23 protein-coding genes are annotated in these 25,043 nt (G+C 47.3%); 8 read left to right on the forward strand and 15 right to left on the reverse strand.

The window, feature by feature from the left end; translation table 11 throughout:
* Positions 1-942: an aldo/keto reductase gene (locus ON05_RS29575; RefSeq protein WP_010474484.1), complete on the reverse strand. Its 942-nt coding sequence runs from the start codon at positions 940-942 to the stop codon at positions 1-3.
* A 450-nt stretch (positions 943-1,392) separates the two neighbouring features.
* Between ON05_RS29575 and ON05_RS29580 the strand changes: the two genes are divergently transcribed.
* A complete protein-coding gene (locus ON05_RS29580; protein ID WP_010474485.1) occupies positions 1,393-3,021 on the forward strand; it encodes a mechanosensitive ion channel in 1,629 nt (542 codons plus the stop codon).
* Between the two features lie 94 nt (positions 3,022-3,115).
* Here ON05_RS29580 and asnS read toward each other — a convergent pair whose 3' ends face one another.
* A complete protein-coding gene (gene asnS, locus ON05_RS29585) occupies positions 3,116-4,507 on the reverse strand; it encodes an asparagine--tRNA ligase (protein WP_010474487.1) in 1,392 nt (463 codons plus the stop codon).
* Positions 4,508-4,777: 270 nt separating this feature from the next.
* Here asnS and ON05_RS29590 point away from each other — a divergent pair, with 270 nt between their 5' ends.
* The 3 genes from ON05_RS29590 (at position 4,778) to ON05_RS29600 (ending at position 8,341) form a co-directional block, all read left to right on the forward strand.
* A complete protein-coding gene (locus ON05_RS29590) occupies positions 4,778-6,232 on the forward strand; it encodes a polysaccharide biosynthesis/export family protein (RefSeq protein WP_010474488.1) in 1,455 nt (484 codons plus the stop codon).
* Between the two features lie 158 nt (positions 6,233-6,390).
* Entirely contained in the window at positions 6,391-7,782 is a 1,392-nt protein-coding gene (gene glgA / locus ON05_RS29595) for a glycogen synthase GlgA (RefSeq protein WP_010474490.1), read from the forward strand.
* 310 nt (positions 7,783-8,092) lie between these two features.
* Positions 8,093-8,341 (forward strand): RNA-binding protein, encoded by a 249-nt coding sequence (locus tag ON05_RS29600; RefSeq protein WP_010474492.1) that lies wholly within the window; start codon positions 8,093-8,095, stop codon positions 8,339-8,341.
* A gap of 503 nt (positions 8,342-8,844) precedes the next feature.
* Here ON05_RS29600 and psbM read toward each other — a convergent pair.
* Both psbM and ON05_RS29610 read right to left on the reverse strand, forming a co-directional pair.
* Positions 8,845-8,949, reverse strand: coding sequence for a photosystem II reaction center protein PsbM (gene psbM, locus ON05_RS29605; RefSeq protein ID WP_010474494.1), 105 nt, complete (start codon positions 8,947-8,949; stop codon positions 8,845-8,847).
* Between the two features lie 159 nt (positions 8,950-9,108).
* Positions 9,109-9,408 carry a 2Fe-2S iron-sulfur cluster-binding protein gene (locus ON05_RS29610; RefSeq protein ID WP_010474496.1) on the reverse strand — a complete coding sequence of 100 codons (300 nt, stop codon included), beginning with the start codon at positions 9,406-9,408 and terminating at the stop codon, positions 9,109-9,111.
* 537 nt (positions 9,409-9,945) lie between these two features.
* On the opposite strand from ON05_RS29610, the gene psbB reads away from it, so the two are divergent.
* Both psbB and ON05_RS29620 read left to right on the forward strand, forming a co-directional pair.
* Positions 9,946-11,466 (forward strand): photosystem II chlorophyll-binding protein CP47, encoded by a 1,521-nt coding sequence (gene psbB / locus ON05_RS29615; protein WP_010474498.1) that lies wholly within the window; start codon positions 9,946-9,948, stop codon positions 11,464-11,466.
* A gap of 162 nt (positions 11,467-11,628) precedes the next feature.
* Positions 11,629-11,721, forward strand: a complete 93-nt coding sequence (locus ON05_RS29620; protein ID WP_071819940.1) for a photosystem II reaction center protein T — start codon at positions 11,629-11,631, stop codon at positions 11,719-11,721.
* Between the two features lie 102 nt (positions 11,722-11,823).
* Here the strand turns inward: ON05_RS29620 and rimM are convergent, their stop codons facing one another.
* The 5 genes from rimM to ON05_RS29645 all read right to left on the reverse strand — a co-directional run bounded on the left by rimM (position 11,824) and on the right by ON05_RS29645 (position 15,656).
* Positions 11,824-12,402 (reverse strand): ribosome maturation factor RimM, encoded by a 579-nt coding sequence (rimM, locus tag ON05_RS29625; RefSeq protein ID WP_010474500.1) that lies wholly within the window; start codon positions 12,400-12,402, stop codon positions 11,824-11,826.
* Positions 12,403-12,436: 34 nt separating this feature from the next.
* Positions 12,437-13,714: a valine--pyruvate transaminase gene (locus ON05_RS29630; RefSeq protein WP_010474502.1), complete on the reverse strand. Its 1,278-nt coding sequence runs from the start codon at positions 13,712-13,714 to the stop codon at positions 12,437-12,439.
* Positions 13,715-13,847: 133 nt separating this feature from the next.
* Positions 13,848-14,612: a serine/threonine protein kinase gene (locus tag ON05_RS29635; protein ID WP_010474504.1), complete on the reverse strand. Its 765-nt coding sequence runs from the start codon at positions 14,610-14,612 to the stop codon at positions 13,848-13,850.
* An 18-nt stretch (positions 14,613-14,630) separates the two neighbouring features.
* Positions 14,631-15,095: a GNAT family N-acetyltransferase gene (locus ON05_RS29640; RefSeq protein WP_010474507.1), complete on the reverse strand. Its 465-nt coding sequence runs from the start codon at positions 15,093-15,095 to the stop codon at positions 14,631-14,633.
* 45 nt (positions 15,096-15,140) lie between these two features.
* On the reverse strand, positions 15,141-15,656 hold the full coding sequence (locus tag ON05_RS29645; RefSeq protein WP_010474509.1) for a hypothetical protein: 516 nt from the start codon (positions 15,654-15,656) through the stop codon (positions 15,141-15,143).
* A gap of 313 nt (positions 15,657-15,969) precedes the next feature.
* Between ON05_RS29645 and ON05_RS29650 the strand changes: the two genes are divergently transcribed.
* Positions 15,970-16,401 (forward strand): hypothetical protein, encoded by a 432-nt coding sequence (locus tag ON05_RS29650; RefSeq protein ID WP_139025813.1) that lies wholly within the window; start codon positions 15,970-15,972, stop codon positions 16,399-16,401.
* A gap of 207 nt (positions 16,402-16,608) precedes the next feature.
* Here the strand turns inward: ON05_RS29650 and ON05_RS29655 are convergent, their stop codons facing one another.
* Together ON05_RS29655 and ON05_RS29660 are read right to left on the reverse strand one after the other, a co-directional pair.
* Positions 16,609-18,003, reverse strand: a complete 1,395-nt coding sequence (locus tag ON05_RS29655) for an AtzE family amidohydrolase (protein ID WP_010474512.1) — start codon at positions 18,001-18,003, stop codon at positions 16,609-16,611.
* Positions 18,000-18,212, reverse strand: coding sequence for a DUF4089 domain-containing protein (locus ON05_RS29660; RefSeq protein WP_039780446.1), 213 nt, complete (start codon positions 18,210-18,212; stop codon positions 18,000-18,002). The genes ON05_RS29655 and ON05_RS29660 overlap by 4 nt, the downstream gene beginning before the upstream one ends.
* Before the next feature lie 160 nt (positions 18,213-18,372).
* Here ON05_RS29660 and ON05_RS29665 point away from each other — a divergent pair, with 160 nt between their 5' ends.
* Positions 18,373-19,884 (forward strand): UbiD family decarboxylase, encoded by a 1,512-nt coding sequence (locus tag ON05_RS29665; protein WP_010474514.1) that lies wholly within the window; start codon positions 18,373-18,375, stop codon positions 19,882-19,884.
* Between the two features lie 260 nt (positions 19,885-20,144).
* Here ON05_RS29665 and ON05_RS29670 read toward each other — a convergent pair whose 3' ends face one another.
* The 4 genes from ON05_RS29670 to ON05_RS29685 form a co-directional block, all read right to left on the reverse strand.
* Entirely contained in the window at positions 20,145-20,675 is a 531-nt protein-coding gene (locus ON05_RS29670; protein WP_010474515.1) for a hypothetical protein, read from the reverse strand.
* A gap of 489 nt (positions 20,676-21,164) precedes the next feature.
* Entirely contained in the window at positions 21,165-22,268 is a 1,104-nt protein-coding gene (locus ON05_RS29675; RefSeq protein WP_010474516.1) for a substrate-binding domain-containing protein, read from the reverse strand.
* An 8-nt stretch (positions 22,269-22,276) separates the two neighbouring features.
* Positions 22,277-23,005: a hypothetical protein gene (locus ON05_RS29680; protein ID WP_010474517.1), complete on the reverse strand. Its 729-nt coding sequence runs from the start codon at positions 23,003-23,005 to the stop codon at positions 22,277-22,279.
* Positions 23,006-23,038: 33 nt separating this feature from the next.
* The gene (locus tag ON05_RS29685) at positions 23,039-24,760 is read right to left on the reverse strand and encodes a VWA domain-containing protein (RefSeq protein WP_010474518.1); all 1,722 of its coding nucleotides are present in this window, start codon (positions 24,758-24,760) and stop codon (positions 23,039-23,041) included.
* Positions 24,761-25,043: the final 283 nt, after the last annotated feature.

Below are 25,043 nucleotides of genomic sequence, written 5' to 3' on the forward strand. Positions count from 1 at the left end.
TCACAACCAGGGACGACTAGCTTCTTCTAAAGCAGTCACCTCTTTAGGCGTTAAGGACCATCCCAAAGCCCCCGCATTTTCTATGGCTTGCTGTGCCGTTTTCGCTCCGGGGATGGGAATCACGCCTTCTTGAGCCATTAACCAATTCAGCGCCACTTGCGCCATGGTCTTATCATGGGCTTCCGCAAATTGACGAAGCAAGTTAGTGACTGGAGCCAATTTTCGCAATCCCTCAGGTTTAAAGCGCTGATCGGCTTTGCGAGCGCCAGTCGGAAGCTGTTCAGGCGTATATTTACCCGTTAGCAATCCCTGAGCAAGAGGGCTATAGGCCAAGATGGTGACCCCTAATTCTCTGGCCTTAGCTATCAATCCTTGACTCTCCACTTGGCGAGTAATCAGAGAATATCGCACCTGGTTCACAGCGAGAGGCACCCCTTGCTTGGCCAATAAAGCGTGAGCCGTCTGCATTTGCTTAGCACTATAGTTGCTCACACCCACGGTTTTAATCAGCCCCTGATTAACCGCCTTAGCCAATGCTCGAAATAGAGTCTCATAACTCATAAAGAAATTGAAAGGCCAATGAACCTGGTATAAATCAATCATATCTACCTGCAATCGTTTCAAACTGTCTTGAACAGTCTGAAGAACCGCATCTTCACCTAAACGCCAGGGAACCGGGCCATATTTTGTCGCCAAAAACACAGGACGCTGACAGTCTCGAGAGAACTGACCTAACAGGCGCTCAGATTCTCCCCATCCATAAATTTCAGCCGTATCAAATAGGGAAATTCCTGCCTGAACCGCAGATTGAAACGCATCAGCGACCTCCGCTTCACCATACTGATCGCCATAACCCCAAAAGATCCGATCGCCCCATGACCATGTGCCAATGCCTACAGCTGATACCAGTGGTCCATTAGGGCCCAGTTGCTTCGTTGCCATTAGTAAACACTTCTTAATATTTCTACTTCTAGTGTAATAAAAATCACTTTGGATAGGAGTACTTTACTATCTTCGTCAACAAGAATCTCAAGCCGTAAGTAGAGTCTAGATTTAACTTTTTATTACTAATACTCAGATGATGGCAACTATTTTAGTTTTTTTCTTTCATGGGTAAAGAAAATAGCTATAGACAAGTGCAAAGCATATATATCAAAGGCTTTAGACTACAAGCAACAAGACCATAGCAAATAAGATCCAAAGGCTTTATTAAGACTTTATCGCTTCGGGCAATGAAGGATTATGGTAAGTCTGAAATAGTCTGTTATAAATAGTCAGCATTAGCAAACAAAATATGTTTGCTTTGTACATAAAATGGCATAGCAAAAGTTTCCTTGAACCAGTTTCCAAATGGTTCCCTATTGCAGATATTGGACTTAGAGCTAAAAATCAATGGATGCCTTCTTAAATATATTCACCAACTCGTTGGTGACATCAGTTAATACGAGCAGCCTCATACTAGGTCAAGCTGCTTCTAATCCCTTGGACACAATCATAAATGGAGTGAGTCAATCACTGCCTGCCGTCATTGGGGCAGCTGCTTTTCTGATTATTGGTGTAATAGTCGCCTATTTCGTTAAGTGGTTTGTACAAGCCCTTCTCTCCAAAACAGATATCGATAATCGTATCGCCCGCTGGTTATCGGGGTCTGGTGACTCACATGTGGCGGCCAACGTTGAGAAACTGATTGGATCGATCGTTTTTTGGATCGTCGTCCTATTTGCAGTGGTTGGTGCTCTAGATTCTTTAAAACTAGACAACATCTCTACTCCTCTCAACGACCTGTTGAGTAAAGTATTGGGGTATCTACCCCAAATCGGAGGGGCCATAGCCCTGATGGGAGTGGCGTGGGTGATCGCAACGCTGGTCAAGATGGTTGTGGTCAGGGTCCTCCAGTCCTTGTCAGTAGATGAGCGATTGAGTGCGGCTTCCGGTCCAGCAGATGCCAGTGGACAACAGCCTGTCTCCATTAGCGAAACCCTAGGCAACACCATTTACTGGTTTATCTTCCTACTGTTCCTACTCCCAATTTTAGAAACCCTGAAATTGCAAGGACCACTACAGCCTGTACAGGCAATGGTTCAAGACATTTTGGAAGTTTTACCTAATGTCTTGGGTGCTGTTCTGATTGGAGTAGCTGGCTGGTTTGTGGCCCGTATTGTTCGCATGATCGTCACCAATTTGCTAACAGCGAGCGGGGCCGATCGATGGGGGCAACAACTCGGTTTAACGCAAGCCATTGGTGGTCAGAGCCTCTCTACTTTGGCAGGCAGCGTTGTATACGTCTTTATCCTAATTCCATTCGCAATTTCTGCGTTTCAAGCCTTAGGGATTGCGGCTATTTCTGAACCTGCAGTTGAAATGTTGCGGGATGTCCTGAGAACAATCCCTCGCATCTTCACAGCTGCCGTCATTTTGGGTGTGGCTTACATCCTTGGAAAAATTGTGGGCGACTTGGTTTCTGGTTTGCTCGCCAATTTCGGGTTCAACAACATCTTCCAGATTTTGGGACTCCAAGCAGCTCAAGAACCCACAGATAGCATTTCTGAAGATGGACCCATCAACACGTCTTCTGGTAAAACTCCTTCCGAGATTGCTGGAATCGTCGTTTTGGTCGGCACCATTTTAGTCTTCTTAATCCCTGCCACGGATGTTCTTCAATTCCAACCCTTAACTGGTGTTATTACTGAACTCCTCAGGATTTTGGCCCAAGTGCTGGTCGGGGTATTGGTGTTTGGAATTGGTCTCTATCTGGCCAATATGACCTTCAATATCGTCTCCAGCTCTGGTGGAGCCCAAGCTCGCATGGTCGCTCAAGCCGCTCGGGTTGCCATTATCGCCTTAGTGTCTGCAATGGCTCTACAACAAATGGGCATTGCGACGAATATTGTCAACTTAGCCTTTGGACTACTGCTCGGTGCAATTGCCGTAGCGCTAGCACTGGCGTTTGGTTTTGGCGGTATGGACATCGCTGGAGAACAAGTGCGTAAATGGCTGAATGATTTTGAATCACGGCGCTAAACCGTCAATTGGGTCATCCCATACTCTAAAAAGCCCTGCTGAGTTAATCAGCGGGGCTTTTTGATATCCATATCTGTACTAAAACATGTCTATGCTAAAACTCAGCATTCAAGGGGGTACGAGGGAACGGAATCACATCTCGAATGTTCGCCATCCCCGTCATAAACTGAACCAATCGTTCAAACCCTAGCCCAAAGCCTGCATGGGGGACTGTACCATAGCGGCGAAGATCAAGATACCACCAATAATCTTCTAAGAGCAGCCCTTGAGCGATGATCCGTTGCTCCAATAGATCCAAACGCTCCTCTCGTTGAGAGCCACCGATGATCTCGCCAATTTTAGGGACCAGAACATCCATGGCGGCAACTGTTTTATCGTCATCATTCATCCGCATATAGAACGCTTTAATCTGTTTGGGGTAATCCGTGACAATCACTGGCTTTTTGAACAGTTCTTCCGATAAATAGCGCTCATGCTCAGACTGTAAATCCAACCCCCATTCCACAGGGAACTCAAACTTGCGACTGGCTTTCTCTAGCTGATTCACAGCCTCGGTATAGGTAATCCGCTCAAACTCACTGTTGATAATTGTGTCAGCCGTCTCTAAAACAGATTTATCAATTCGCAGATTAAAAAACTCAAAATCTTCAGGACACTGCTCTAATACCGATTTAAAAACATGTTTGAGAAAGGCTTCCGCCAGATCCATATCCCCCTGTAAATCACAGAACGCAACCTCTGGTTCCACCATCCAAAATTCTGCTAGGTGCCTGGAAGTATTGGAATTTTCTGCTCTAAAGGTCGGACCAAAAGTATAAACATTACAGAAGGCAGAGGCCATAATCTCTCCTTCTAACTGTCCGCTCACCGTCAAATAGGTCGGTTTGCCAAAAAAATCTTGACTGTAGTCAACCGTTTGGTCTTCCGATAGAGGAACATTCTGAAGATTTAAGCTGGTGACCGCTAATTGCTCTCCTGCCCCCTCACAGTCACTAGCCGTGATGATAGGTGTATGAATCCACATAAAGTCCCGTTCTTGGAAAAATTGATGAATGGCCTGGGAACAGGCATTACGAATTCGGAACACTGAACCCAAGGTATTGGTGCGCGATCGCAAATGGGCAATCGTCCGTAAAAACTCAAAAGAATGTCGCTTTTTCTGGAGTGGATAAGTCTCTAAATCCGCTGTTCCCCATACTTGCACCGCCTTGGCGACTAGCTCAACACGCTGATTTTTCCCTTGAGATGCCACCAACTCCCCCTCAATAGATACAGAGGATCCAGTATTCAATAATTTGAGAGTTTGCTCATACTCTGGCAGGTCTTGGTTGACAACCACTTGCAGTCCCTGTAGCGATGACCCATCATTCACATCTAGGAATGCAAACTCTTTTAGCTCTCGTTTTGTACGAACCCAACCTTGCACTTTCATGCTTTCGCCCGGTGTCCCATGACGAAGTAACTCAATAATCCGTCTAATTTCCATGCAGAAATGCCACTTTTTTTATTACCAACACTGTCATCAGTCTAATCTGCGAATACTGTGGTCGGTATACTGGCACAAACTTCAATCGACCCATATTTCTAGGGATTATTGTCAACTTGACAAATCAAGAAAATTGCCAGAACAACTATCTCTATGTCACATTAGTGACTACTAGAAACATACCGACCTGCACAACGTCTCCAGATAAACAATCGTTTATAATAATTGTTTTCTTCTAGGTATATAAATTAACTAGGGTTTTAACTAACTATGATTAGGCCTCTTCACTCTGCAGCTCTGATTGCTATTGCAGCCTCGATAACCCCCATGTCTGCCGTAGCTCAAGTATCAACCTCAGAAGCCAACCCAACTTCTGAAGTGTTAACCGTTGCTCAAAATGCTGTAACCCCTAACCGTAATGCCCTAGCAAATCAGCAAGCTTATGTATTAGGACCTGGAGACGAAATCCAGCTCACAATGTTTGGGCAACCTGAACTGTTTACCACTAACTACCGAGTGTTAGTAGATGGGACGGTCAGCCTACCCTTAATCGGTCGGGTTCCGGTCGTCGGTCGCTCGATTGGCCAGGCTGAACGAGAAATATCTTTGCGCTACACACGCTTGTATCGACGCCCTTACGTCACCATGGTTTTGGTGAGAGCAAGAACAGTCACCCTAGCCGTAACAGGTGAAGTTAGAAGGCCTGGGACTTACCCAGTGGAATCGCCTAATCAAATCCCTACTGTGACCCAACTAATTCAGTTAGCGGGTGGTGCATCACAATCTGCCGATTTAAGTAACGTCATCGTCAGACGTCCTCAATTGAATGGATCCGTACAGAACATCCCAGTAGATTTACTCAGGCTACTCCAGGAAGGCGACTTAAGCCAGAATCTAGAGTTACGTGATAAAGATACCGTTGTCATCAATGCCACTACAGAAATAGATAGACGGAACTCCTTACTGGTCAGTAATGCCAGCTTTTCTGCAGATCGGTCTGAGCCGATCAACATAGCCATTGTGGGTGAGGTGTATCGTCCCGGTCCTCATACCATACGACCAGGTAGTGCTGACGTTAGAGATGCAGGAACCCTTGGAAATTCCAGGGCAGCATCCACAGAATTACCCACCGTCACCCAAGCCATTCAAACAGCTGGTGGTATCAAACCAGAGGCCAATATTCGTGAAGTTCGAGTCATTCGACGTCCCCACAACGGAGACCCACAGACTATTGGTGTTGATCTCTGGAAGCTTTTGAAAGAAGGCGATTTATCTCAAGATATTGCCTTACAAGCAGGGGATACGATTGAAGTTCCCAAGGCCGTTGGCCTAACTGCTGCAGAAATGACAGAATTAGCGACGGTTAGCTTTGCCCCTGCCACGATCGACGTTAATGTAGTCGGAGAAGTTAAAAGCCCTGGAGTTGTCAAGATTCAACCCAATACTCCACTCAATACTGCCGTGCTAGCAGCTGGGGGATTTGATGATAGACGAGCGAATAAAAGCAAAGTTAAGTTAATCCGCCTCAATCCAGATGGTACCGTTGCTCAAAGGGATATCAAGGTCAATTTTAGCGAACCCGTCAATGAAGACACGAACCCTGCCCTTCGCAACAATGATGTCATTGTCGTCGGCCGCTCTGGATTGACGAAGTTTGGGGATGGTTTGCGCAATGTGCTCTCCCCCATTACCAGCGGTTTTGGCCTCTTTAACATTTTGTTCTAAGGGACTGACAACTCGATTACAGACCATCCATCATCACCACATACTGTCCAACAACAGCACATGAGTTTTATGTGCTGTTGTTGCGTTTTGCCCCAATGAACAGCAAAGCGGGCAGTTGCCCGATATGATAATTGGCAAGATTCACAGGATAGGACAATATGCGCATCCTTTTCGTTTCAGCAGAAGTTGCTCCATTTGCCAAAGTTGGTGGCATGGCAGATGTGGTTGGAGCACTTCCTGCCGTCCTTAGGAGTATGGGGCACGATGTGCGCATATTTATGCCTTACTACGGTTTTCTTCCAGATAAAATCACGATTCCTAAAGAACCAGTTTGGTCAGGGTCGGCTATGTTCGAAGATTTCACCGTCTTCGAAACAGTATTACCTCAAGCAGACGTTCCCCTCTATTTATTCAAACATTCAACTTTTTCTCCTCGCCATATCTACGGTGGAGAGAACGAAGACTGGCGTTTTACGTTCTTTGCTAATGGCGCTGCAGAATTTTGTTGGAACTATTGGAAACCTGACATTGTTCATTGCCATGACTGGCATACAGGGATGATACCGGTTTGGATGCATCAATCTCCAGATATATCGACCGTCTTTACCATTCACAATCTAGGGTATCAAGGCCCTTGGCGATGGCGATTGGAGCAGATGACTTGGTGCCCATGGTATATGCAAGGACATAACACCTTAGCAGCAGCCGTCCAATATGCAGACCAAGTGAATACCGTCTCTCCAACCTATGCTCAACAGATTCAGACCACTGCTTATGGCGAAACCCTAGAAGGACTGATGTCCTTCATTAGCGGGAAACTCGTGGGTATTTTAAACGGAATCGACGTTGAGTCTTTTGACCCCAGTACTGACAAGTACATTCCCAAAAATTACTCTGCTACCTCCTTAGACAAACGTCGAGCCAATAAGATTGCATTGCAAGAAGAGTTGGGCTTAGAGGTTAATTCTGGTGCGTTCGTAGTAGGGATGATTGCCCGTCTCGTCGAGCAAAAAGGCTTAGATCTAGTCATTCAGGTTCTTGACCGATTTATGGCGTATACAGATGCACAATTTGTACTGTTGGGCACCGGCGATCGCTACTATGAAACTCAGCTATGGCAAATTGCCTCAAGGTTTAACGGTCGGATGTCTACGCAGCTTCTGTACAATCCAGGATTATCCAGGCGAGTATATGCTGGAGCTGATGCATTTCTAATGCCCAGTCGGTATGAACCCTGTGGCATCAGCCAAATGCTCGCCCTGCGGTATGGATGTGTTCCAATCGTTCGTCGAACAGGTGGATTAGTAGACACCGTTAGCCATCATGACCCCAATGAGCAAACAGGGACAGGCTACTGTTTTGATCGATACGAACCACTGGATTTATATACCTGTATGATTCGGGCTTGGGAAGGATTTCATTATCATGATGCCTGGCAATCACTACAGAAACGAGGCATGCAAGTGGATTTTAGCTGGGCTAAATCTGCAAAGGAATACAATAAGATGTATCAAAAAATATTAGGACTGCCCTCTACAGCCATCTCTTAATAACATTTCAAACCTCTATAAGCTGCTGTTGTTACTCACTAATGTGGCATCAAAGACAGGTTGACCGTCTGCTCTTATGAGACAATGCAAGAGTAATAAAATACATATGTCGAGGGAAGAGCTTAGGGCTTGCCATCTTAAACACCAGATGCCAATTAGTTATTAACGGCTAGCGAATACTATTACTAACAAAAAGCATTGCTGAATGTTATCGGTTTGCTGCGTCCACTGAAATAACTGCTGCTTAGGTGTATTGTTGTCTGTCCTCAAGCATTCGTTTACCGTTCAATTCTAATCTCTGAGTTTTACCATGACCATTTATATTGGCAATCTGTCTTACCAAGCCACTGAAAACGATGTCCGAGAAGTTTTTAATGAATATGGCACTGTTAAGCGAGTTGTTCTCCCAGTAGATCGTGAAACAGGCCGGATGCGGGGTTTTGCCTTCGTGGAAATGACAGAAGATAATGATGAAGAAACAGCAATTGCTGATTTAGATGGTGCTGAGTGGATGGGAAGACAGCTAAAAGTCAATAAAGCTAAGCCTCGCGAACGATAAATGCTCATTCCAAAATTCTCAGTTATCTTTAGCAATTCACCTATAGCCTTTCAGTATTAAATCTGTGTCGGGAGCCTTAACGGCTCATAGGGCAGATACGAAAATTCAATATCATGAGCCCTATATTTGAGATTTTTCTCAAAAAAGAAACCGCTTCGTTATCCAACAGATGAAGCGGTTTCTTTTTTGAGAAAATTTATTAAAGACTATTGATACAAACTTCGAAAACGCTTTGTCTATATTCAAGAAAGCTGAGAACACAAGTGTGGATGAGTGGCCAGTGGACACCAAACCCTCAAAACTAAGGGCGACTCAAAGAGTATTTACTAATCAGTTCGACATGTTGGCTTTGAGTGCTCAAGCCAACAAATGACCAAAGACAAACTACTTTTAAGAACGAACTATCGTCTTAGTTATCAACGAGAAACCTGCACAAAAGTACCTAGTTAGCGATAACTAGGTACTCTCAATCATCCTTTCAAATATCGTGCAAGGATTCTTGACTAGCTTCCCCGGCTAGCGGTTTGAGCATAGAGAAGAATCAGAAACACACAAGGTATGAAGACGAATAAAGCGGTAGCAATTGCACCTAAATCATTAACTGGCATAGGAATTAATCTCTATCTCATCTGGGCATTTATAAACTTTACAATACCATTTTTGCTAAACCTCTTTGGAAAGATTTATCAATACCTACTTGAACAACACGGATGGTCATGCCTCTTTAGGTTTCCTTATACAGGTCGCAATTGGAATGACCATGACAGCTATGAAGGCTTGGTTTTAATGGAAGCAGACCCAAGCACCAAAGTTTGACAAGCTAGACGATACGTCTCGGGTTTTCTCTTAAGCTTGGCATCTTCTACGGGCGTTCGAGGAGAAAGGTTTTCCATTCCCTCAACAACCTCAATAAGGCATGTTCCACATTGGCCATAGCCTCCGCAGTTCATTAACTTACCCTTAAACGTATAGAGGTCAATTTTGTTATCCAGCGCAACCGAGCGTAGATCATCTTCTTCTAAAACATCTATCTCTTGGCTTTCATTAACAAACAGAATGCTGGACATAGCTGGCGATATACCTTGGATCTGAGATTTATTTAGTAAATGTTTACAGGTGAAGGGTTCAGAACAGAGAGTTTAGCAATAAGTTCATCAGCAGGCAGGCCGACCAATTGCCAGTTCGCCCGAATTTCAAATCGTTAAGTTCTCTTGCATTGAGTCCCTACTCTAGTTACACTTCGTTATACACTTTATTGTTTCGTATAGTACATTAGGTTGCCCTCAATCATTCAAACTCCAGAATCATTTACCACTGTTTCCTAAAGTTTGAGTGTGTCTTGCTTGTTTTAATAATAATCAGCATATTAGCCTACACCGTTGAGTTCTAGTGACTTCAATGTCAACTTAGGTCTGCCATGTAAGCACTAAGTATGATTCAATGAATCACAGTGACGACAGCAGTTGGCTTAAATTACTGAATTACTGCAATTGATACAAGAAGGGCTTCATAAACCAATTGGTTGTGAGGTCTTATTAGGATCGGCCCATTAAAAAAATGCTGCAAGTTAAAGTATTGACGTTTTAAGAGGAGGAGCGTAGTCGATGGGACTACCCTGGTACCGAGTACACACAGTCGTCCTGAATGATCCAGGACGACTGCTATCTGTGCATTTGATGCACACTGCCCTGGTGAGCGGCTGGGCAGGCTCCATGGCACTCTACGAGTTGGCCAAGTACGATCCAAGCGATCCAGTATTAAACCCCATGTGGCGTCAAGGCACATTCGTTATGCCTGTGATGACTCGCATTGGTGTCACTCACTCTTGGAGTGGCTGGACAGTTACTGGTGAGCCTTGGGTTACACAGCCAGGAATTTTAGGCGCACACCTAAACTTCTTTAGTTATGAGGGTGTCATCCTCATGCATATCCTGGCTGCAGGTTTGTTTTTCTTAGCTGCCGTTTGGCACTGGATTAACTGGGATTTAGACATCTACTATCCCGATGGTTCTTCTGAGCCCGCAAGTGATTGGCCCAAAATTTTCGGTCTTCACCTACTGACATTAGGAATTGTTTGTTTCGGCTTTGGATCTCTCCACTTAACTGGAATCTTAGGCCCAGGCATGTGGGTTTCGGATCCTTACGGACTCACAGGTCATGTGCAAGGGGTTAGCCCAGATTGGAGACCATTTGCCTTTGACCCCTACAATCCCACGGGTTTGGTTACTCACCATATCTCTGCAGGGATTGCCCTCATCATTGGCGGCATTTTCCATACTGTTTCTCGTCCTTCTGAGCGCCTTTATAACGCTCTCAGCATGGGTAACGTTGAAACCGTACTATCCAGTTCTGTTGCCTTTGTAGCTGCGGCTGCATTCGTAATGGTTGGAACCATGTGGTATGGAAGTGCAACTACTCCAATCGAATTGTTTGGTCCTACTCGTTATCAGTGGGATAGCGGTTACTTCCAAACTGAAATCCAGCGCCGTGTGCAGTCTGGTCAAACATGGGATCAAATCCCTGAGAAGCTTGTTTTCTACGATTACATCGGTAATAGCCCTGCTAAAGGTGGTTTATTCCGCACAGGTGCTATGAACAGTGGTGACGGTATTGCTAGAGCATGGGAAGGTCATCCTACATTTACGGATTCAGAAGGTCGTGAGTTGTTCGTGCGGCGCATGCCCAACTTCTTCGAAACTTTCCCAGTTGTTCTAACTGACAAAGATGGTGTTGTCCGCGCTGACATTCCTTTCCGACGAGCTGAATCTCGATACAGCTTTGAGCAGAAAGGCGTTTCAGTCTCCTTTGAAGGTGGTACTCTAAACGGTCAAACCTTCACCGATGCTCCTTCTGTTAAGAAGTATGCTCGTAAAGCTCAGCTCGGTGAACCTTTCGAGTTCGATCGTGAAACGCTTGGTTCTGATGGTGTTTTCCGAACCAGCACTCGTGGTTGGTTTGCATTCAGCCACTCTTGCTATGCACTACTCTTCTTCTTCGGTCACTGGTGGCATGGCGCTCGTACTATCTTCAAGGATGTGTTCGAGGGTGTTGATCCTAACCTACCTGAAGAGCAAGTGGAATGGGGTGTCTTCCAGAAAGTTGGTGACACAACCACCCGTGCTTAGTTAGTCCTAAGAGGATGTTGAATTCTAAGGAAGTGCTGATTTAGCACTCACTAGGTTCAAAAAGAAGGCTACTGAACGCTTCTAAGTCCGACAATGATTAGAATGTGTATAGGTAGCCTTCTTAGTTATTTGAATTAGCATTTATTGAGGGGTTTTAATCCTATGGACGTTATTGCTTACGTATTTATTCTTGCCTGTCTAATCGGGTTGTTTTTCTTTGCAGTCTTCTTCCGCGAGAAGCCTACTCGAATCTAGATTGACCGAGCTTCTAAAGTACTAGCTGCATTTAGGCTAGCTCAAAAAGTTCAACAATAAAAACCGCTTTCTTTTGAAGGCGGTTTTTTGCATCAACTGACTCTACTCAGGAATCAATCCCTTGGGGGGGGTAATTTCTATGCGTTTTCTCTCTATATCGACGATCGGTACTAGAGCTGAGACAAATGGTAGCAGAATCGTTTTTGTAGTGTCGGCAAGTTGAATTTCCAGCAAATCATTGCCTGCACTGGCAAGGCTAACGACTGAACCTACGACTGCTTGGGTTTGGTGATCAACAACTGTTATGCCGATCAAATCAGATAGATAATACTCGCCCTCTGCCAAGGTGGGGCGATCATTGCTGCGAACAAGAAGTTTAGTTCCTTTTAGAGCTTCGGATTGATCTCTAAAGTTGACATTGGCCAATTTAACAACGTAAATCCCTTTGCGTTCAACAAAGCGACCTCTGATAAGTTGAATCTCTTCTGGAGTCGATGCTCCGATAGGGGGTACTAGCCAGCGGGGGCCCGGCTGGGTAAAGCGCTCAGGAAAGTCTGAATCTGGATAAACTTTAACCTCTCCATTTAATCCATGGGCACCTACGATGGTGCCAACTTCTAACCATTCTTCTGAAGTATCATCATTGGGTAAATCTGGGGAAAGGGAGTCACTCACCGGCATATCCTTTGAGTTGACATAAGCTGGAAGAACTTCATTATGCCTTGTTGCTTCGGTACACTTCTTCAATCACTTGAACGAGTCGCTGCATGGCGATGGTTATTTCTTCGTCAGTGGCGGTTAAGCTAATGCGCAAACATTGATGCTTGTGGGGCCAGTCTTGGGATAAACCGGGAAAGAAAGAGTGGCCAGGAACAACAATCACCCCTACTTGCTTTAGCTGTTGATAGAGTTGCCAGTCTGAAATGGGCAATTCTTTAAGCCACAACCAGGCAAAAATTGCACCTTCACCCAAATGTAAAAACCAGGGCAGAGTGGAGGGCATATGTTGGTCGAGGGTGGATTGGAGGAGGGCGAGCTTAGCTTGATAGTAAGGCCGAATCACCTGGACGGAGATATTAGCTAAGGCACCGGATTGGATGGCTTGGGCTGCGATCGCTTGTCCGTATCGCCCAGAATGAATACAGACATTGGTTTGGAAGGCTTCTAGGGTTTGAATGATACGCTCATCGCCAATGGCAATACCAACCCGTTCCCCAGGCAAGCCCGCTTTAGACAAGCTCATGCAATGGACAACGTTATTCCCTAAGATGGGTGCGATCTGGGTGTAATTGAGGCTGGGGTAGGGGGGCCCATAGGCGGAATCAATCAAGACTGGAATATCAAAGGGAGCCGCCAGATCGGCAATCTGTTTTACCTCGGCCTTACTGAGGACGTTCCCCGTGGGATTACAGGGGCGCGAAAAAATGATGCAGCCTGTGGTTTCATCGAAGTGCAGCTGTTCAAAGTCTGGCCTGTATTTGAACCGATGGGCCGTTTCGTCAATCTCTAAGGTAGGTTGATAGGCTTTTAAGGCTTCTGGGGTCAGGCAAATACCACCATATCCGGTGTAGTCCGGCGAGAGGGGCAAGACAATATTTTTGAGCTGCCCCGTTTCAGTTGCCCCGCCAAAGGCATTCGCGGCCAAGAAGTAGAGGGCTTGGCTACCTGGCGTAATCAGGATTTGGCGATCCGTGAGGTTGAGGCCATAGCGCTGATTAAAATCTTTTTGAATCGCCTCGACTAAGGGCTGATAGCCCTGGCTGGTGCCGTAGCGACAAACCACTTCACCGTAATCAGGACTTGCTAACAATTGGGTGGTGCAGTCCCGCCATAGCTGTTCGACCTCAGGTAGGATAACCGGATTGCCTGCACTGAGATTGATAAAGGATTCATCGGGATTGGCTCTCAAGGTTTCGATAATGTCTTTCATGATGGCGCGAACACCCGTCAAGGCAGACATCTGATTGCCAATTTGCGAAAGCGTTGGAGGCATTGATTATGAGCCAATCAAGAGTTTATCGTTTTGCACTTGGGACCTTGCCCCACCAGGTAGGGCAGATCCCAATATCTTAGGGGGTGTAGGCTGAACTCGCAATCCCTTTAGGCTAGTCCCTAGCCATCAAGTTTCACGGATCAAATAATAGATCTAGCAATCTCTGAAAATTTTCTGAGGTGGGATGGTGTTTATAGTGTCGCAGTCTCTCAATACAGTGTTGTTGATCAGGATGAAACCAATGGGGAACGAGTAACGATGCAACTGTGGTGCCCCAAAATAAACCCTGAGTCAGACTCGTTACATTTGCTGGTCGCCGCGTTGTACTGGCACTGCTGAAATCCAGTAAAACAGGGCCTTGAGTGGTCACAATACTATGGGCCGTTACACATCGAAGGTTGCCGTGATCTAGACTTGCTTGATCGAGCTGAAAGGCTTGCCAAAGCAGTTGAGTCAACTGAGATTGTAGGGTTGTGTGAGTCAAGGCCTGAAACGATTGCAGCCAGACCAACAATGGTTGCCCTACCACATGGTCCATCAGTAAAAAATTTGGGCTGCTACCCAGGAGTTGAGGGCCAACTTGGTGAGTATTAGCAAGGGTCAGCATTGAAGCTTCTTGGGCAAATGATGGACGAGAGGCATCTGCGCGTCGCACCTTCAGGGCGATCTGCTGGTCCTGGTGCTGGGCTAATAGGACTAACCCGCAATAGCCTAACCCCAAACAATGCCAGCCCTGAATCTGCTTGGGACCCCAATCATAAATGGCAGTGATGCCTAGATCTGACAATTCGGAGATGCGATCGCAACCCACTCGTTCATCAGGATAGGCCAGCAACCTCTGTTGAGGGGATTGCAGAATTTCAGCTAAAGGAACAGCCGTTAATCCAGTTAAGTTCACTTTGATTGGTCAAGAGCCCTAATTCGACGCCACCTTGAAAGTCATTAAATGATAGCGGTCTCTGGCCGAGAAGCCTGCTTGTGAGTAGAGTCGTTTGGCTCTGTCGTTGGCACGGGACACTTCTAAATGCAAAGCAGCAACACCCAAGCTGGCAGCCTGTCGAATGACAAAGTCTAAGACTTGTTTACCAATGCCTTGCCCCCGAGCACTTTCGATGAGAAACAGCTCATCAATAAATGCGTCTCGGCCACCTAGCTCAATGCTATAGCCAAAACATAAGGCAACATACCCCACCACTTTCTGGGAAGTAAAGATCAACCACACTCGTCCAACTTGAGAATCAGTACTGAGTAAAGGTAATACTGCATCACGCTGTTGCTGCTCCGATAAACCAATCTGTTCAAATTCATGAGAGGCACGCACTAACGGCAATAAAGCTGCGACGTGAGAATCATTGGCGACTTGAAAGTAAGGGCTATCCATCCTTGGAACTGAGGGCGATATTCATCTAGAAGGGGGAACCAAAAGTTAAGACGAATGAACTGTGCGTAATGCGGCTCCTCCTCTCCCTCCATGAGAAGATTGTGGCGGAATATGAATCTTAAACTCATGGCGTAAATCGCAGAGGCGTTGATCCAAATAAGCAGCATAATCTTCAGCAGGCCAGCGACGCTTCATACGCAAGGCCCGAAGCATGGTCAGCAAGATCTGAGGAATACTTTTCAGCCAAGTCTTGAGCAAATGCCGATGGCCAATCTCTGCCAATACACTCCGATGATCTTGATGGCGGTTAACACGATGCATAACTTGCAGTGACACTGTTGTGCCCAAAGCAGTCCAAACATGAGCCAAGATCTCGCCATCTAAATGAGTGGGACAACCAAACAAAACATGAATGGCATCATGCATATCGATATCCGCTAGCAACTCCAGTGTAACCGTGTCTGAGGCATCATTTTCAATTACTTCAGCCTGGTGAAATTCATAAATCCCCTGTCGAAGCGTTTGGGTGGATTGGGGGTTGAGATATTGAAGCGTAGCCATAAAGGATACCTCGAATAACTTGGCAGAATCATAAACCTGCGGTCCCCGTGCTAAAAGGAATCATACAGCTAGGGTAGTAGATTTTTAAGACTGTCTCTTAGGATTAGCTTGGCTACCATTATTCATTGTTTTTCTTGATTTACAGCCGTTTTGATAAATCATATTGTCGTCAGTTGGTCCGGTAACGGGACGGACGATTAAAACGATTCAAACAAGTTCTGGGCATCATATTTTTATCACGGAGTGATTTTTATTGTACTTGCGACTAAAAATAGGACTGATAGCCTTTGCCCATATGTTGGTTGGTTGTAATTTGACTGTTGCCAAACATCCGCCTAAAGAAGTCAATATGCAGCACATGATTGAAGTGGCTCGGCATCGTGACTGCTTACACCTATTCCCTGACACTACAACCTTTGATGGCTGTATATACCGAATACAACCCTATTTTGATCAGTTACCGCTTAAGGAGAAAAAAGAGGTAGCGCTTAATTTTGTAATTTATGGCAATCTTCATGCAGGGCCATCTATTATGTTTGCTGAGCTAATCAGCCCTTGCAATGCCCAGATTATTAAATATCTACGAGATGTACCCAACGATAGGCTACAAAAAGACTTTTGGGTATGGCCATGGCAATTATCAGACTATAGAAAACAAGTTGAAAAATTTGCTGAATATAATCTACCAAGAGGGTCGAATGGGGTAGATTTTCCTGAAGTTGAGTGTAATCTTAGCAACCCATAACAAGAACGGATAGATTGATCCTCAGAGATTGAATGAATGCAACCGTCAGCTTTGAACAACTTGCGATTGATGCAAACAGGTCCAGCAAGAGCTTCCATCGAATGCTCTCGGCCAAAGGCAAGTCAACAATGGATAGCTTGCATACAATATTCATGGTTCTTCGGAACAGCTGAAGATAAATATTCAAGTTCGTGTTGTGCCCAATTCTTAAGTGGCGGGTTTGGCTTCTGTAATTCCTTGTGCTTCAAGGGCCACAGCCGCTTTAAAAATCGTGTTCTCATCATAGGGGCGAGCGATTAGCTGGATGCCAACGGGCAGTTCTCCCGGCAGGAAGATGGGCACTGATAGCACGGGTAAACCAATAAAAGAGAGGGGCTGGGTGTAATAACCCAGATGGGGACGAATGGGCACCGTTTGTCCATCTAGCTCCATCGTCGTCTGCTCAATGAATGGGGCCGCACAAGGGGTAGTGGGAGCAATTATCAGATCGACGGTCTTGAAAATTTCGCGGACCTGATCGCGATACCAACGGCGAAAGCGCTGGGCTTGAAGGTACCAGCTATTCGGCATCATCGCTCCCGCCACAAAGCGATCTCGGGTAGCCGGGTCAAAATCCTGTAGACGCGTTTGTAGTCGCGGTAAATGGAGCTGGCTGCCTTCACTGGCGGTAATTAGGTAGGCGGCAGCTCTCGCCCGAGCCGATTCAGGTAAGGTCACGGTTTGGGTGACCTGTAAGGCAGAGGATACTTGGTCTAGGGCCTGGGCTACAGTGGGGGTCATGCCTCGGGTGAAATGCTCAGTTGCGATGGTCTTCGACCGGCCTGTGGCCATCGCAACCCGTATCCGCGTCATATCCCCAGATAAATCCGGGGCAACAGGCGGACGGTCCGTACAAATGGGGTCGCGAGGGTCAGACCCTTGCAACACCTCAAAGGCTAGAGCAATATCTTCCACCGAGCGGGCAAAGGGGCCAATATGATCCAAGCTGCTCGAAAACAGGTAGGCACCTGCCCGAGAGAGACGACCATAGGTGGGCTTAAAACCATAGACACCACAAAGCGAAGCGGGTACCCGAATCGATCCATTGGTATCTGAGCCTAAAGTCAGGGGTACGAGGCCAGCCGCCACTGCCGCCGCTGATCCACCCGAGGAGCCACCGGACATTCGAGTCGGATCATGGGGATTGGGGGTAACGCCATAGTGATGATTGATGGTGACAAAGCCATAGGCATATTCATCCATATTCAGCGCTCCCACCAAAATTGCGCCTGCAGCTTTGAGGCGGGCCACCGCAGTTGCATCGTGGCTGGCGGGGGGCTGGCTTTGATTAATTTTGGAGCCAGCTAAGGTGACCGTTCCAGCAATATCAAACAGGTTTTTGACCGCAAACGGAACGCCAGCTAGAGGACCGACCGTTTCTCCCGCAGCCAGTTTGCGATCCAGGGTTTCGGCATTGGCTAAGGCAGAAGCCTCTAGAACTGTCGTAAAGCAGTTGTGATCCTCTCGACTAGAGATATGCGTCAATGCTGCTTCAACGATGGATGTGGCTGAACGCTCTCCGGTTTTAACCTGGTGAGCAATTTGAGCTGCCGTCAAACTCATGGTTCAAACTGAGGCGCAGCCTCTAAGGTATCCGGCAAAGGAAAGTCTAAAACGGGCTGGGCAATTCTGTGGATTTGCTCAAAGCTCTCGACTACGCCTGGGAGTTGATCTGGGGGAATCGATAGTCCGAGTAGCTTAGCCATCTCAGTCACATACGCTGAGGCAAAAGCACCCGAATCATTAGATGGTGAAGCTGGAGACTTTGACATGGGGCAGGTATGAAGAGGCAACAGGTCTAGAATAACGGACCCATAAACGCATCAAGAGCACCCGTTTCCTTGCCGTTGAACAAAATAGTGGCCCAGGGATGTCCTCAATTCCGCTCATAATATAAATAGTGCATAACGACTATCGCCCCCAAAGGAATCCATGGCTAGAGACCTGAGAAAATTTATCCAACGCCTCGAAGAGCGAGGCCAACTCAAACGCATCCAAGCCTTGGTGGATCCCAAACTTGAAATTGCTGAAATTTCGGATCGGATGTTGCAGCAGGGTGGGCCAGGGCTGCTGTTTGAAAACGTTAAAGGCTCTGACTATCCTGTGGCGGTGAACCTGTTGGGCACCGTGGAGCGCACTTGCTGGGCGATGAATATGGAATCCCAATCCGAGTTGGAGGATCTGGGTAAAAAGTTGGCAATGCTGCAGCAGCCCAAGCCGCCTAAGAAACTGAACCAATTTATCGACTTTGGCAAAGTCCTGTTTGACGTAGTTAAGGCCAAACCCCAGCGGGATTTGCTGCCCCCTTGCCATCAGGTGGTGCTCAAGGATGAGCAGGTGGATTTGAATAAAATCCCGATGATTCAGCCCTATATCGGGGATGGCGGCAAGGTGGTCACCTTTGGCCTGGTGATTACCAAGGACTGTGAAACGGGGACGCCCAATGTCGGGGTGTATCGCCTACAGTTACAGTCAAAGAACACCATGACGGTGCAGTGGCTATCGGTGCGGGGCGGAGCACGGCATTTACGCAAGGCGGCAGAGCAAGGGAAAAAACTGGAGATTGCGATCGCAATCGGTATCGACCCCCTGATCATCATGGCCGCAGCCACCCCCATCCCAGTGGATCTTTCAGAATGGCTGTTTGCTGGACTCTATGGTGGCAGTGGAGTGCACTTAGCCAAGTGCAAGACCGTCGATTTAGAAGTGCCTGCCCAAAGTGAGTTTGTTCTAGAAGGCACAATTACCCCCGGAGAAACAGGGGTAGATGGTCCCTTTGGCGATCATATGGGCTACTACGGTGGCATCAATGAGGCAGCGCCACTGATTCGGTTTCACTGCATGACCCACCGCAAAGACCCAATTTATCTGACCACTTTTAGCGGTCGTCCTCCCAAAGAAGAGGCGATGATGGCCATTGCCCTGAATCGGATTTACACACCGATTTTGCGACAGCAGGTCTCAGAAATTGTAGACTTCTTTTTACCCATGGAGGCTCTGAGCTATAAAGCAGCGGTGATCTCGATTGATAAAGCCTATCCAGGTCAGGCCCGTCGGGCAGCTTTGGCCTTTTGGAGTGCTCTACCGCAATTTACCTATACCAAATTTGTGATTGTGGTGGATAAGGATGTCAATATCCGCGATCCGCGCCAGGTGGTGTGGGCGGTGTCTTCTAAGGTGGATCCGGTGCGGGATGTGTTTATCTTGCCGGAAACCCCCTTTGATACCCTCGATTTTGCCAGCACCAAGATTGGTTTAGGGGGGCGCATGGGCATTGATGCCACCACAAAGATTCCCCCAGAAACTGATCATCCTTGGGGAGAACCGTTGAAAGCTGATCCAGATGTGGCAGCTATGGTGGATCGCCGTTGGGCTGAATATGGTCTAGCAGATCTGAATCTGGGTGAGGTAGACCCGAATTTATTTGGTTATGAGATGCCCTAGGTCTAGATTTTGAGTGAGCGCCATACTATTTCCTTGTTGGTCCGACTTGTCACAAAAACAGCAGGTTATCTTCTAAATCTAGCTCCAGCCATCGATTTAGCCTAAAACTGCTGCCAGTAAAGTTATGAATTGGCAACCGTTGATCGAAACATCATACGAGCAGTGGAGCATTTAGCGGATGACTCCCACACTATGCCGTAACTAGCGATCAGACGATTGAGTATGCAGGGAAAATGTAGGTCTTCCCATTTCCCCATGTCCTAATTACAACCGTCATAACTCCAATTCCTAACTCCAAACGGATAGGTTATATGGATCGACACAAAGGATAGCGGATCTGGACGACATACTTTTTTGACTGCACTCTGGGCAAAGAATCCATAATTAATATCCGCGACAAATCGCGAATCGCTAAAGCCAACCATGCCCACATTCGAGCAGTTATCCATGATGTCTTGGCTAATCTTGGAAATAAATTGAGGCGAGCTAAAAACGTTGTTTATCCCTGATGTGTTCTCCAGAATATACTGATACTTTTGAGGTCGATCAGCAGGTGGGTCGTACATAAAGCCAACCTTATCCCAATAACCTTTCCGCAGTTTTACTTGGGGAAGTTGATTTATGCGTTCTTCACCTTGCAAAATTGCCTGACGGCATGAGGCAGCGGTTGGCAAAGACTCAGTTAAGGGTAAGAAACGCTGCAATCGCCATAGACCCACAGCGCCAAAATAGACAGAAATTAGCCACCGAAGAATCGAAATACAGATAGATAATTTATTTCTTTTTTGCATAAATCAGTTATCGCAGGTTCAGAACTGCTGAACCCATGGGACTTAGACTTCTCACCCAGTAGATTTCTGACAGCAGGTTAATTGTTCTAGGTATCTGCACTGAAGATCAAGTCGGTCTTGTAGATTGATAGGTTCATTATTCATCAGACCTTGTGAGAACGTGGTGACCTCCATCATCTACAGCGAAGGTTTACTTTCATAGCATGATTCCAGTGTTCGGATACTAGGGAAATTCTTGAAGGCGCGCCAAGATCACTCCTGCTCTATCTGTTTATTTTCAAGGTCAACAATAGCCACTCGATTTTGTGCTGGCAGACGACTGTCTTATACCAATTCACCTATTGAGCGATTTGTATAGCCAAAGCATCTAAGAAAACGGTGGAGGGAAATCCACTGCCTTCTAATTTTTTGAGGCAATATAGTCAGCCTTAGGGTGAAGTTGCGTCAAACCATAAACGATTGAATGTTGCGAGCGGGTAAGAATAAGTATTATGGCTGCGATCGCTCCCACAATCGCCCCACCTCTCTCAAGACATCTACAGAAGGCGAGTCCATAACCTGAGCTTTCGGCTTTAACTCTATTCCCGTGTTTTGCTGCCACAGCGCGGTAGCATTATCTTCAAGTTTTACATCAGGATGAATGGGTCGAAAGCCATATTCAATCAGCACCTTTTGCTGATCCGGTTGTGACAGATAGTCAATAAAGTCTTGGGCTTTTTTGGCCGTTGGCTCATCTACTTGGCGGCGAACAATTGCTGCTGTGGGTTTATTCTCCACCGTCGGGTTGATTTCATAAATTTGATAGGGTTGGCCTTGAGACACCTTGGACTCCTGCCAGCGATTCAGGGCCACACTTTCGTAATTGGTGATGATGTCGGCATCATTTGCTCCTCGGACTACAAACTCCTGCATCAGAATATCGCTAGAACGGGCGGGCTGGTAGATCGCACGCTTCAGAGTAGACACCGCCGATTGGGCGGTCGGACTATTCAAGTCAGCTGCCTGCAAGGAAGACGTTTGCAGCTTATGGGACAGCCAGAGACTCAAGGTCATTTGCCCGCTATTCGAGCGGGTGGGATCCGTCATCACAAAGTCAAAACTGCCCCAGTTAGCAGAGCCACCGAACGAACCCCACTGCTGGGCATTCATTGCCGTTTCGAGTCGATTCCAACTAAATTTGCCGTCAGGGAATAGAGCCTTGCCGCGCTCCGGCCAAGTAATGGCAACGAGGCGAGTTTTCGCCACCGGGGTCGGGTCACCATAAAAGGCAGGCCCTGAAGCCGTCCATCGCTGCTCTAGGCGTTTAAGGGTGTCCTGATTAGCGGGAATTAATACCGTGGGTTGAAAATCATTACGGTCGTCAATAAAGCGATTCACCATATCCAAGGACCCCTGCACTTTGAGGTCAATGCGAATTTGGGGCTGCTGTTGATGAAAGGTCTCAATCAACTTTTTTAAGGGGGGTTCTAACTCAGAGCCACTGACCACCACTAGGGTGTGGACCTGATCACCCCCTAGTGGATAAAAGGTCAATCCCAAGGCTGCCGCGATAATGGCCAGAGAAATATACAGGGATCGCTGAGACTTCACCATGTTTCTCCCTAGGTCAATACCAACACATCCAGGTTTTCTTGGAAATCTCGCAGCTCATCACTGAGACTCTTAAGTTCTGCAGATTGACTCGCCTCAGCTAAGTTCGCACTCCGCAACTGATTCTGCATGGCCTGCAATACGCCAGCCGACTCGGCAATCAATTGAGACAGACTCAGGAGCTGAGCTTGTCGGGCATCTTGGCCCTGCTGGGCCAGGCTGATATTACGCTGGAGACTTTGGTCGAGCTGTTGGAGTTGCTGTTGGGTGGCTCCAGAACTCTGGGCTAGCTTCTTCTGAACTGTGACCCGTTGCTGCTGAAGTTCCTGCACGGACAAGATAGAATCATCGCCATGCAGGCGTTCGGCCATCGCTTCAATTTTTTGGGGTAATTCGGTGGTGCGATCGCACGCATATTGCAACGTCCCCAACAACTCCATTTGTGAAAATTGGGTCAGCAAGTCTTGAGCTTCTGTCTTCAATGCCTGGGCCTTTTGAGCCAGCTTGTTTGCCTGGGTGCGCAAATTACCCAGTTCCTGTTCTACGGCCGGACTCCGACGTTTGGGCTTTGCCGCTGGCGAAGACTCGGGGGCCATCACACCCGCTCCAACCACTGCCACTCCCACCGCTAGGGGCAGCATCACAAATTGGTTGAGCTTGGCAAGCCGCACGCCGCCCACTAAAACAATTCCACCAGCTAATACTGCAAGGGGATGATACAAGGGATTTACAAATTTCACCACAGCATCCTCATGACTGGCAACTGACCGTCTCTAGAACTCCACTTGTAAGTCTGCCATCAACTTGGCGATGGAGGCTGGATCTCCTTGACGATAATACCCGCCATTGGCTTCAGCAATCTGCTTCAGTACATCCGGTGCGAAATCCCCAGCATTGCCATACCCAACGGTAAAAATCGCAATCCGCTGTTCCCCTTCAAAACCACTCTTTTTCAGAGCCGATAACAATTGAGGCAAGCGTCGGCTGGACCCTGAATCTTCACCATCGGTCAGCACGATTACCGCATTAATGGCATTGGGTCGCAAATTTTGGGTGAGCCAAGTCTGCGCCGCCAGAATGGAATCGTATAACTTTGTATTTCCATCCGCCTTTAAGGCCACGACAAACTCTAAACCTTTGGACTGTCCTGCCGGTGAACCATCCACGGATACCGGCTTGCGAACCACAGAGTCAAAATCAATCAGCGAGACTTTCTCTTTAGGGCCTAGACCTTTCAAGTAAGTCTGGAGCGTAGACTGCACAGCGGCCAGCTTAGTCCCCGTCATAGATCCCGATGAATCTACCACAATCACGACCTGTGAAGGTTTCTTGGCTGCCGTTTGCCAGGATTGCAGCATCGCTTCCACCACTTCCGGTTTGGGAACCCGGAAGGAATCATACTTGGGCTGGGCTTCTACCCCCCAGTTTTGAGTAAACTTGTTCCCTAGAGCGACTCCAGGCGTTCCGGGTCGTAATCCCAGCGTCGTCGCAATCTGTTGGGTCTCTGGCTGACGGAGATATTGAATAATTTGCTCCGCTGCTTCTTTTTCAGCTGAACTGACCCAGGGTCCAGTCGCGAGAATGCCCCGCATATTCGAGGTATAGGTAATCCCAGGGTAAACGGCTTGATAGCGAGGCTGCCCTGCGGGAACTTGGGCATTGGCCGCAATCACTGAAGACTCATACACCGACCCCACGGATGCCCAAAAAGGTCCGTTAGCCACCATCGCCTTAGCGAGGGAGGTTGTTGAGGTCCCATAGCGGGTAATTTTCTGCTGAATTTCGCCGACTTTACCTTGGTGAGTTCCTACATCAGCGACCGTCAGCTGCTCCGGTCGTTTGCCTGAGACTGACGCAAACTGAGCGACTAGGGTTTGGAGTCCCGAATTAGAACGAGTGGGAGCTGTATGTACATATCGCAGGGGCAACGGCTGGCTACCCGCATCTAAGTCTTTATGGCTTTTGGCCGTGAGCAACGCTTGAAATGGATCTTTAGTCTTACGAAGACTTTGGGCTAAATCCTCCCGGACCATAAACACCATCGGACTATTGGCCAGCAGAGGGGCATCCGCCACCGTCGGCAAATAATTTTGTCCTGGGAACAATTGACTAAATTGATAGGCTAACTGGTCAACGTAAATGTCGCCATCCAAAGAAACCAAGGTCGGCCAACTCGGATCTTCCGCCGAAACACTGCCATTTTTCAGGGCGTTCGCCTGGGTCAACAACTCGGAAACAATATCTCCACTGCCTTTGGCCACACACTTCACTGAAAAGGAGCTGCCGTCCTTCAGCTTAGGTCCCGTTTGATTGAAACGCTCCATACTTTGTTGGCAAAAGTCGCCCATGGCACTCCCCACCAAAAAGGTGACCTCCATGCCTGGACTGCTCGAAGAGTTACCAGTGGGTCCACCCCCACTACATGCAGCACTCAGCAAGACCAACACTGCCGCCTGACAGCGCAGTAGGATTTTACGGGTCGTTTGTTTCGCCATTCCGGAATATCCAATGAATCAGCAGAAGAGGGGGCCGCTCTCGGCTTTAGCATACCCGCTTGGTGGTCAACACACGACCATCTCCCCACTGGGCTTAGACGAGTGTAATAGTCAACGGGGGATTATCTTCTTATTCCCACAACCGTTTCCCAAAATGTTCAAGTTCGGGACTTTAAAAGTCCATCTTCTGGCAAATATCTTGACTATTCCAGCCAATAATCTTAGCTAAAGTTAGGGATTCCTTCTCAAACCGAGCGGGGAGGGATCAATTCAATCTACTTTG

The sequence above is a fragment of the Acaryochloris sp. CCMEE 5410 genome (assembly GCF_000238775.2).
Taxonomy (GTDB): Bacteria; Cyanobacteriota; Cyanobacteriia; order Thermosynechococcales; family Thermosynechococcaceae; genus Acaryochloris.

What these genes read in the sequence shown, in the direction of transcription:
- ON05_RS29600 (WP_010474492.1), top strand. Translation starts at nt 8,093, where the DNA reads ATGACCATTTATATTGGCAATCTGTCTTACCAAGCCACTGAAAACGAT.
- ON05_RS29610 (WP_010474496.1), bottom strand. Translation starts at nt 9,408, where the DNA reads ATGTCCAGCATTCTGTTTGTTAATGAAAGCCAAGAGATAGATGTTTTA.
- psbM (WP_010474494.1), bottom strand. Translation starts at nt 8,949, where the DNA reads ATGCCAGTTAATGATTTAGGTGCAATTGCTACCGCTTTATTCGTCTTC.
- ON05_RS29660 (WP_039780446.1), bottom strand. Translation starts at nt 18,212, where the DNA reads ATGTCAAAGTCTCCAGCTTCACCATCTAATGATTCGGGTGCTTTTGCC.
- psbB (WP_010474498.1), top strand. Translation starts at nt 9,946, where the DNA reads ATGGGACTACCCTGGTACCGAGTACACACAGTCGTCCTGAATGATCCA.
- ON05_RS29655 (WP_010474512.1), bottom strand. Translation starts at nt 18,003, where the DNA reads ATGAGTTTGACGGCAGCTCAAATTGCTCACCAGGTTAAAACCGGAGAG.
- glgA (WP_010474490.1), top strand. Translation starts at nt 6,391, where the DNA reads ATGCGCATCCTTTTCGTTTCAGCAGAAGTTGCTCCATTTGCCAAAGTT.
- asnS (WP_010474487.1), bottom strand. Translation starts at nt 4,507, where the DNA reads ATGGAAATTAGACGGATTATTGAGTTACTTCGTCATGGGACACCGGGC.
- ON05_RS29675 (WP_010474516.1), bottom strand. Translation starts at nt 22,268, where the DNA reads ATGGTGAAGTCTCAGCGATCCCTGTATATTTCTCTGGCCATTATCGCG.
- ON05_RS29640 (WP_010474507.1), bottom strand. Translation starts at nt 15,095, where the DNA reads ATGGATAGCCCTTACTTTCAAGTCGCCAATGATTCTCACGTCGCAGCT.
- ON05_RS29590 (WP_010474488.1), top strand. Translation starts at nt 4,778, where the DNA reads ATGATTAGGCCTCTTCACTCTGCAGCTCTGATTGCTATTGCAGCCTCG.
- ON05_RS29665 (WP_010474514.1), top strand. Translation starts at nt 18,373, where the DNA reads ATGGCTAGAGACCTGAGAAAATTTATCCAACGCCTCGAAGAGCGAGGC.
- ON05_RS29685 (WP_010474518.1), bottom strand. Translation starts at nt 24,760, where the DNA reads ATGGCGAAACAAACGACCCGTAAAATCCTACTGCGCTGTCAGGCGGCA.
- rimM (WP_010474500.1), bottom strand. Translation starts at nt 12,402, where the DNA reads ATGCCGGTGAGTGACTCCCTTTCCCCAGATTTACCCAATGATGATACT.
- ON05_RS29580 (WP_010474485.1), top strand. Translation starts at nt 1,393, where the DNA reads ATGGATGCCTTCTTAAATATATTCACCAACTCGTTGGTGACATCAGTT.
- ON05_RS29670 (WP_010474515.1), bottom strand. Translation starts at nt 20,675, where the DNA reads ATGCAAAAAAGAAATAAATTATCTATCTGTATTTCGATTCTTCGGTGG.
- ON05_RS29575 (WP_010474484.1), bottom strand. Translation starts at nt 942, where the DNA reads ATGGCAACGAAGCAACTGGGCCCTAATGGACCACTGGTATCAGCTGTA.
- ON05_RS29645 (WP_010474509.1), bottom strand. Translation starts at nt 15,656, where the DNA reads ATGGCTACGCTTCAATATCTCAACCCCCAATCCACCCAAACGCTTCGA.
- ON05_RS29630 (WP_010474502.1), bottom strand. Translation starts at nt 13,714, where the DNA reads ATGCCTCCAACGCTTTCGCAAATTGGCAATCAGATGTCTGCCTTGACG.
- ON05_RS29620 (WP_071819940.1), top strand. Translation starts at nt 11,629, where the DNA reads ATGGACGTTATTGCTTACGTATTTATTCTTGCCTGTCTAATCGGGTTG.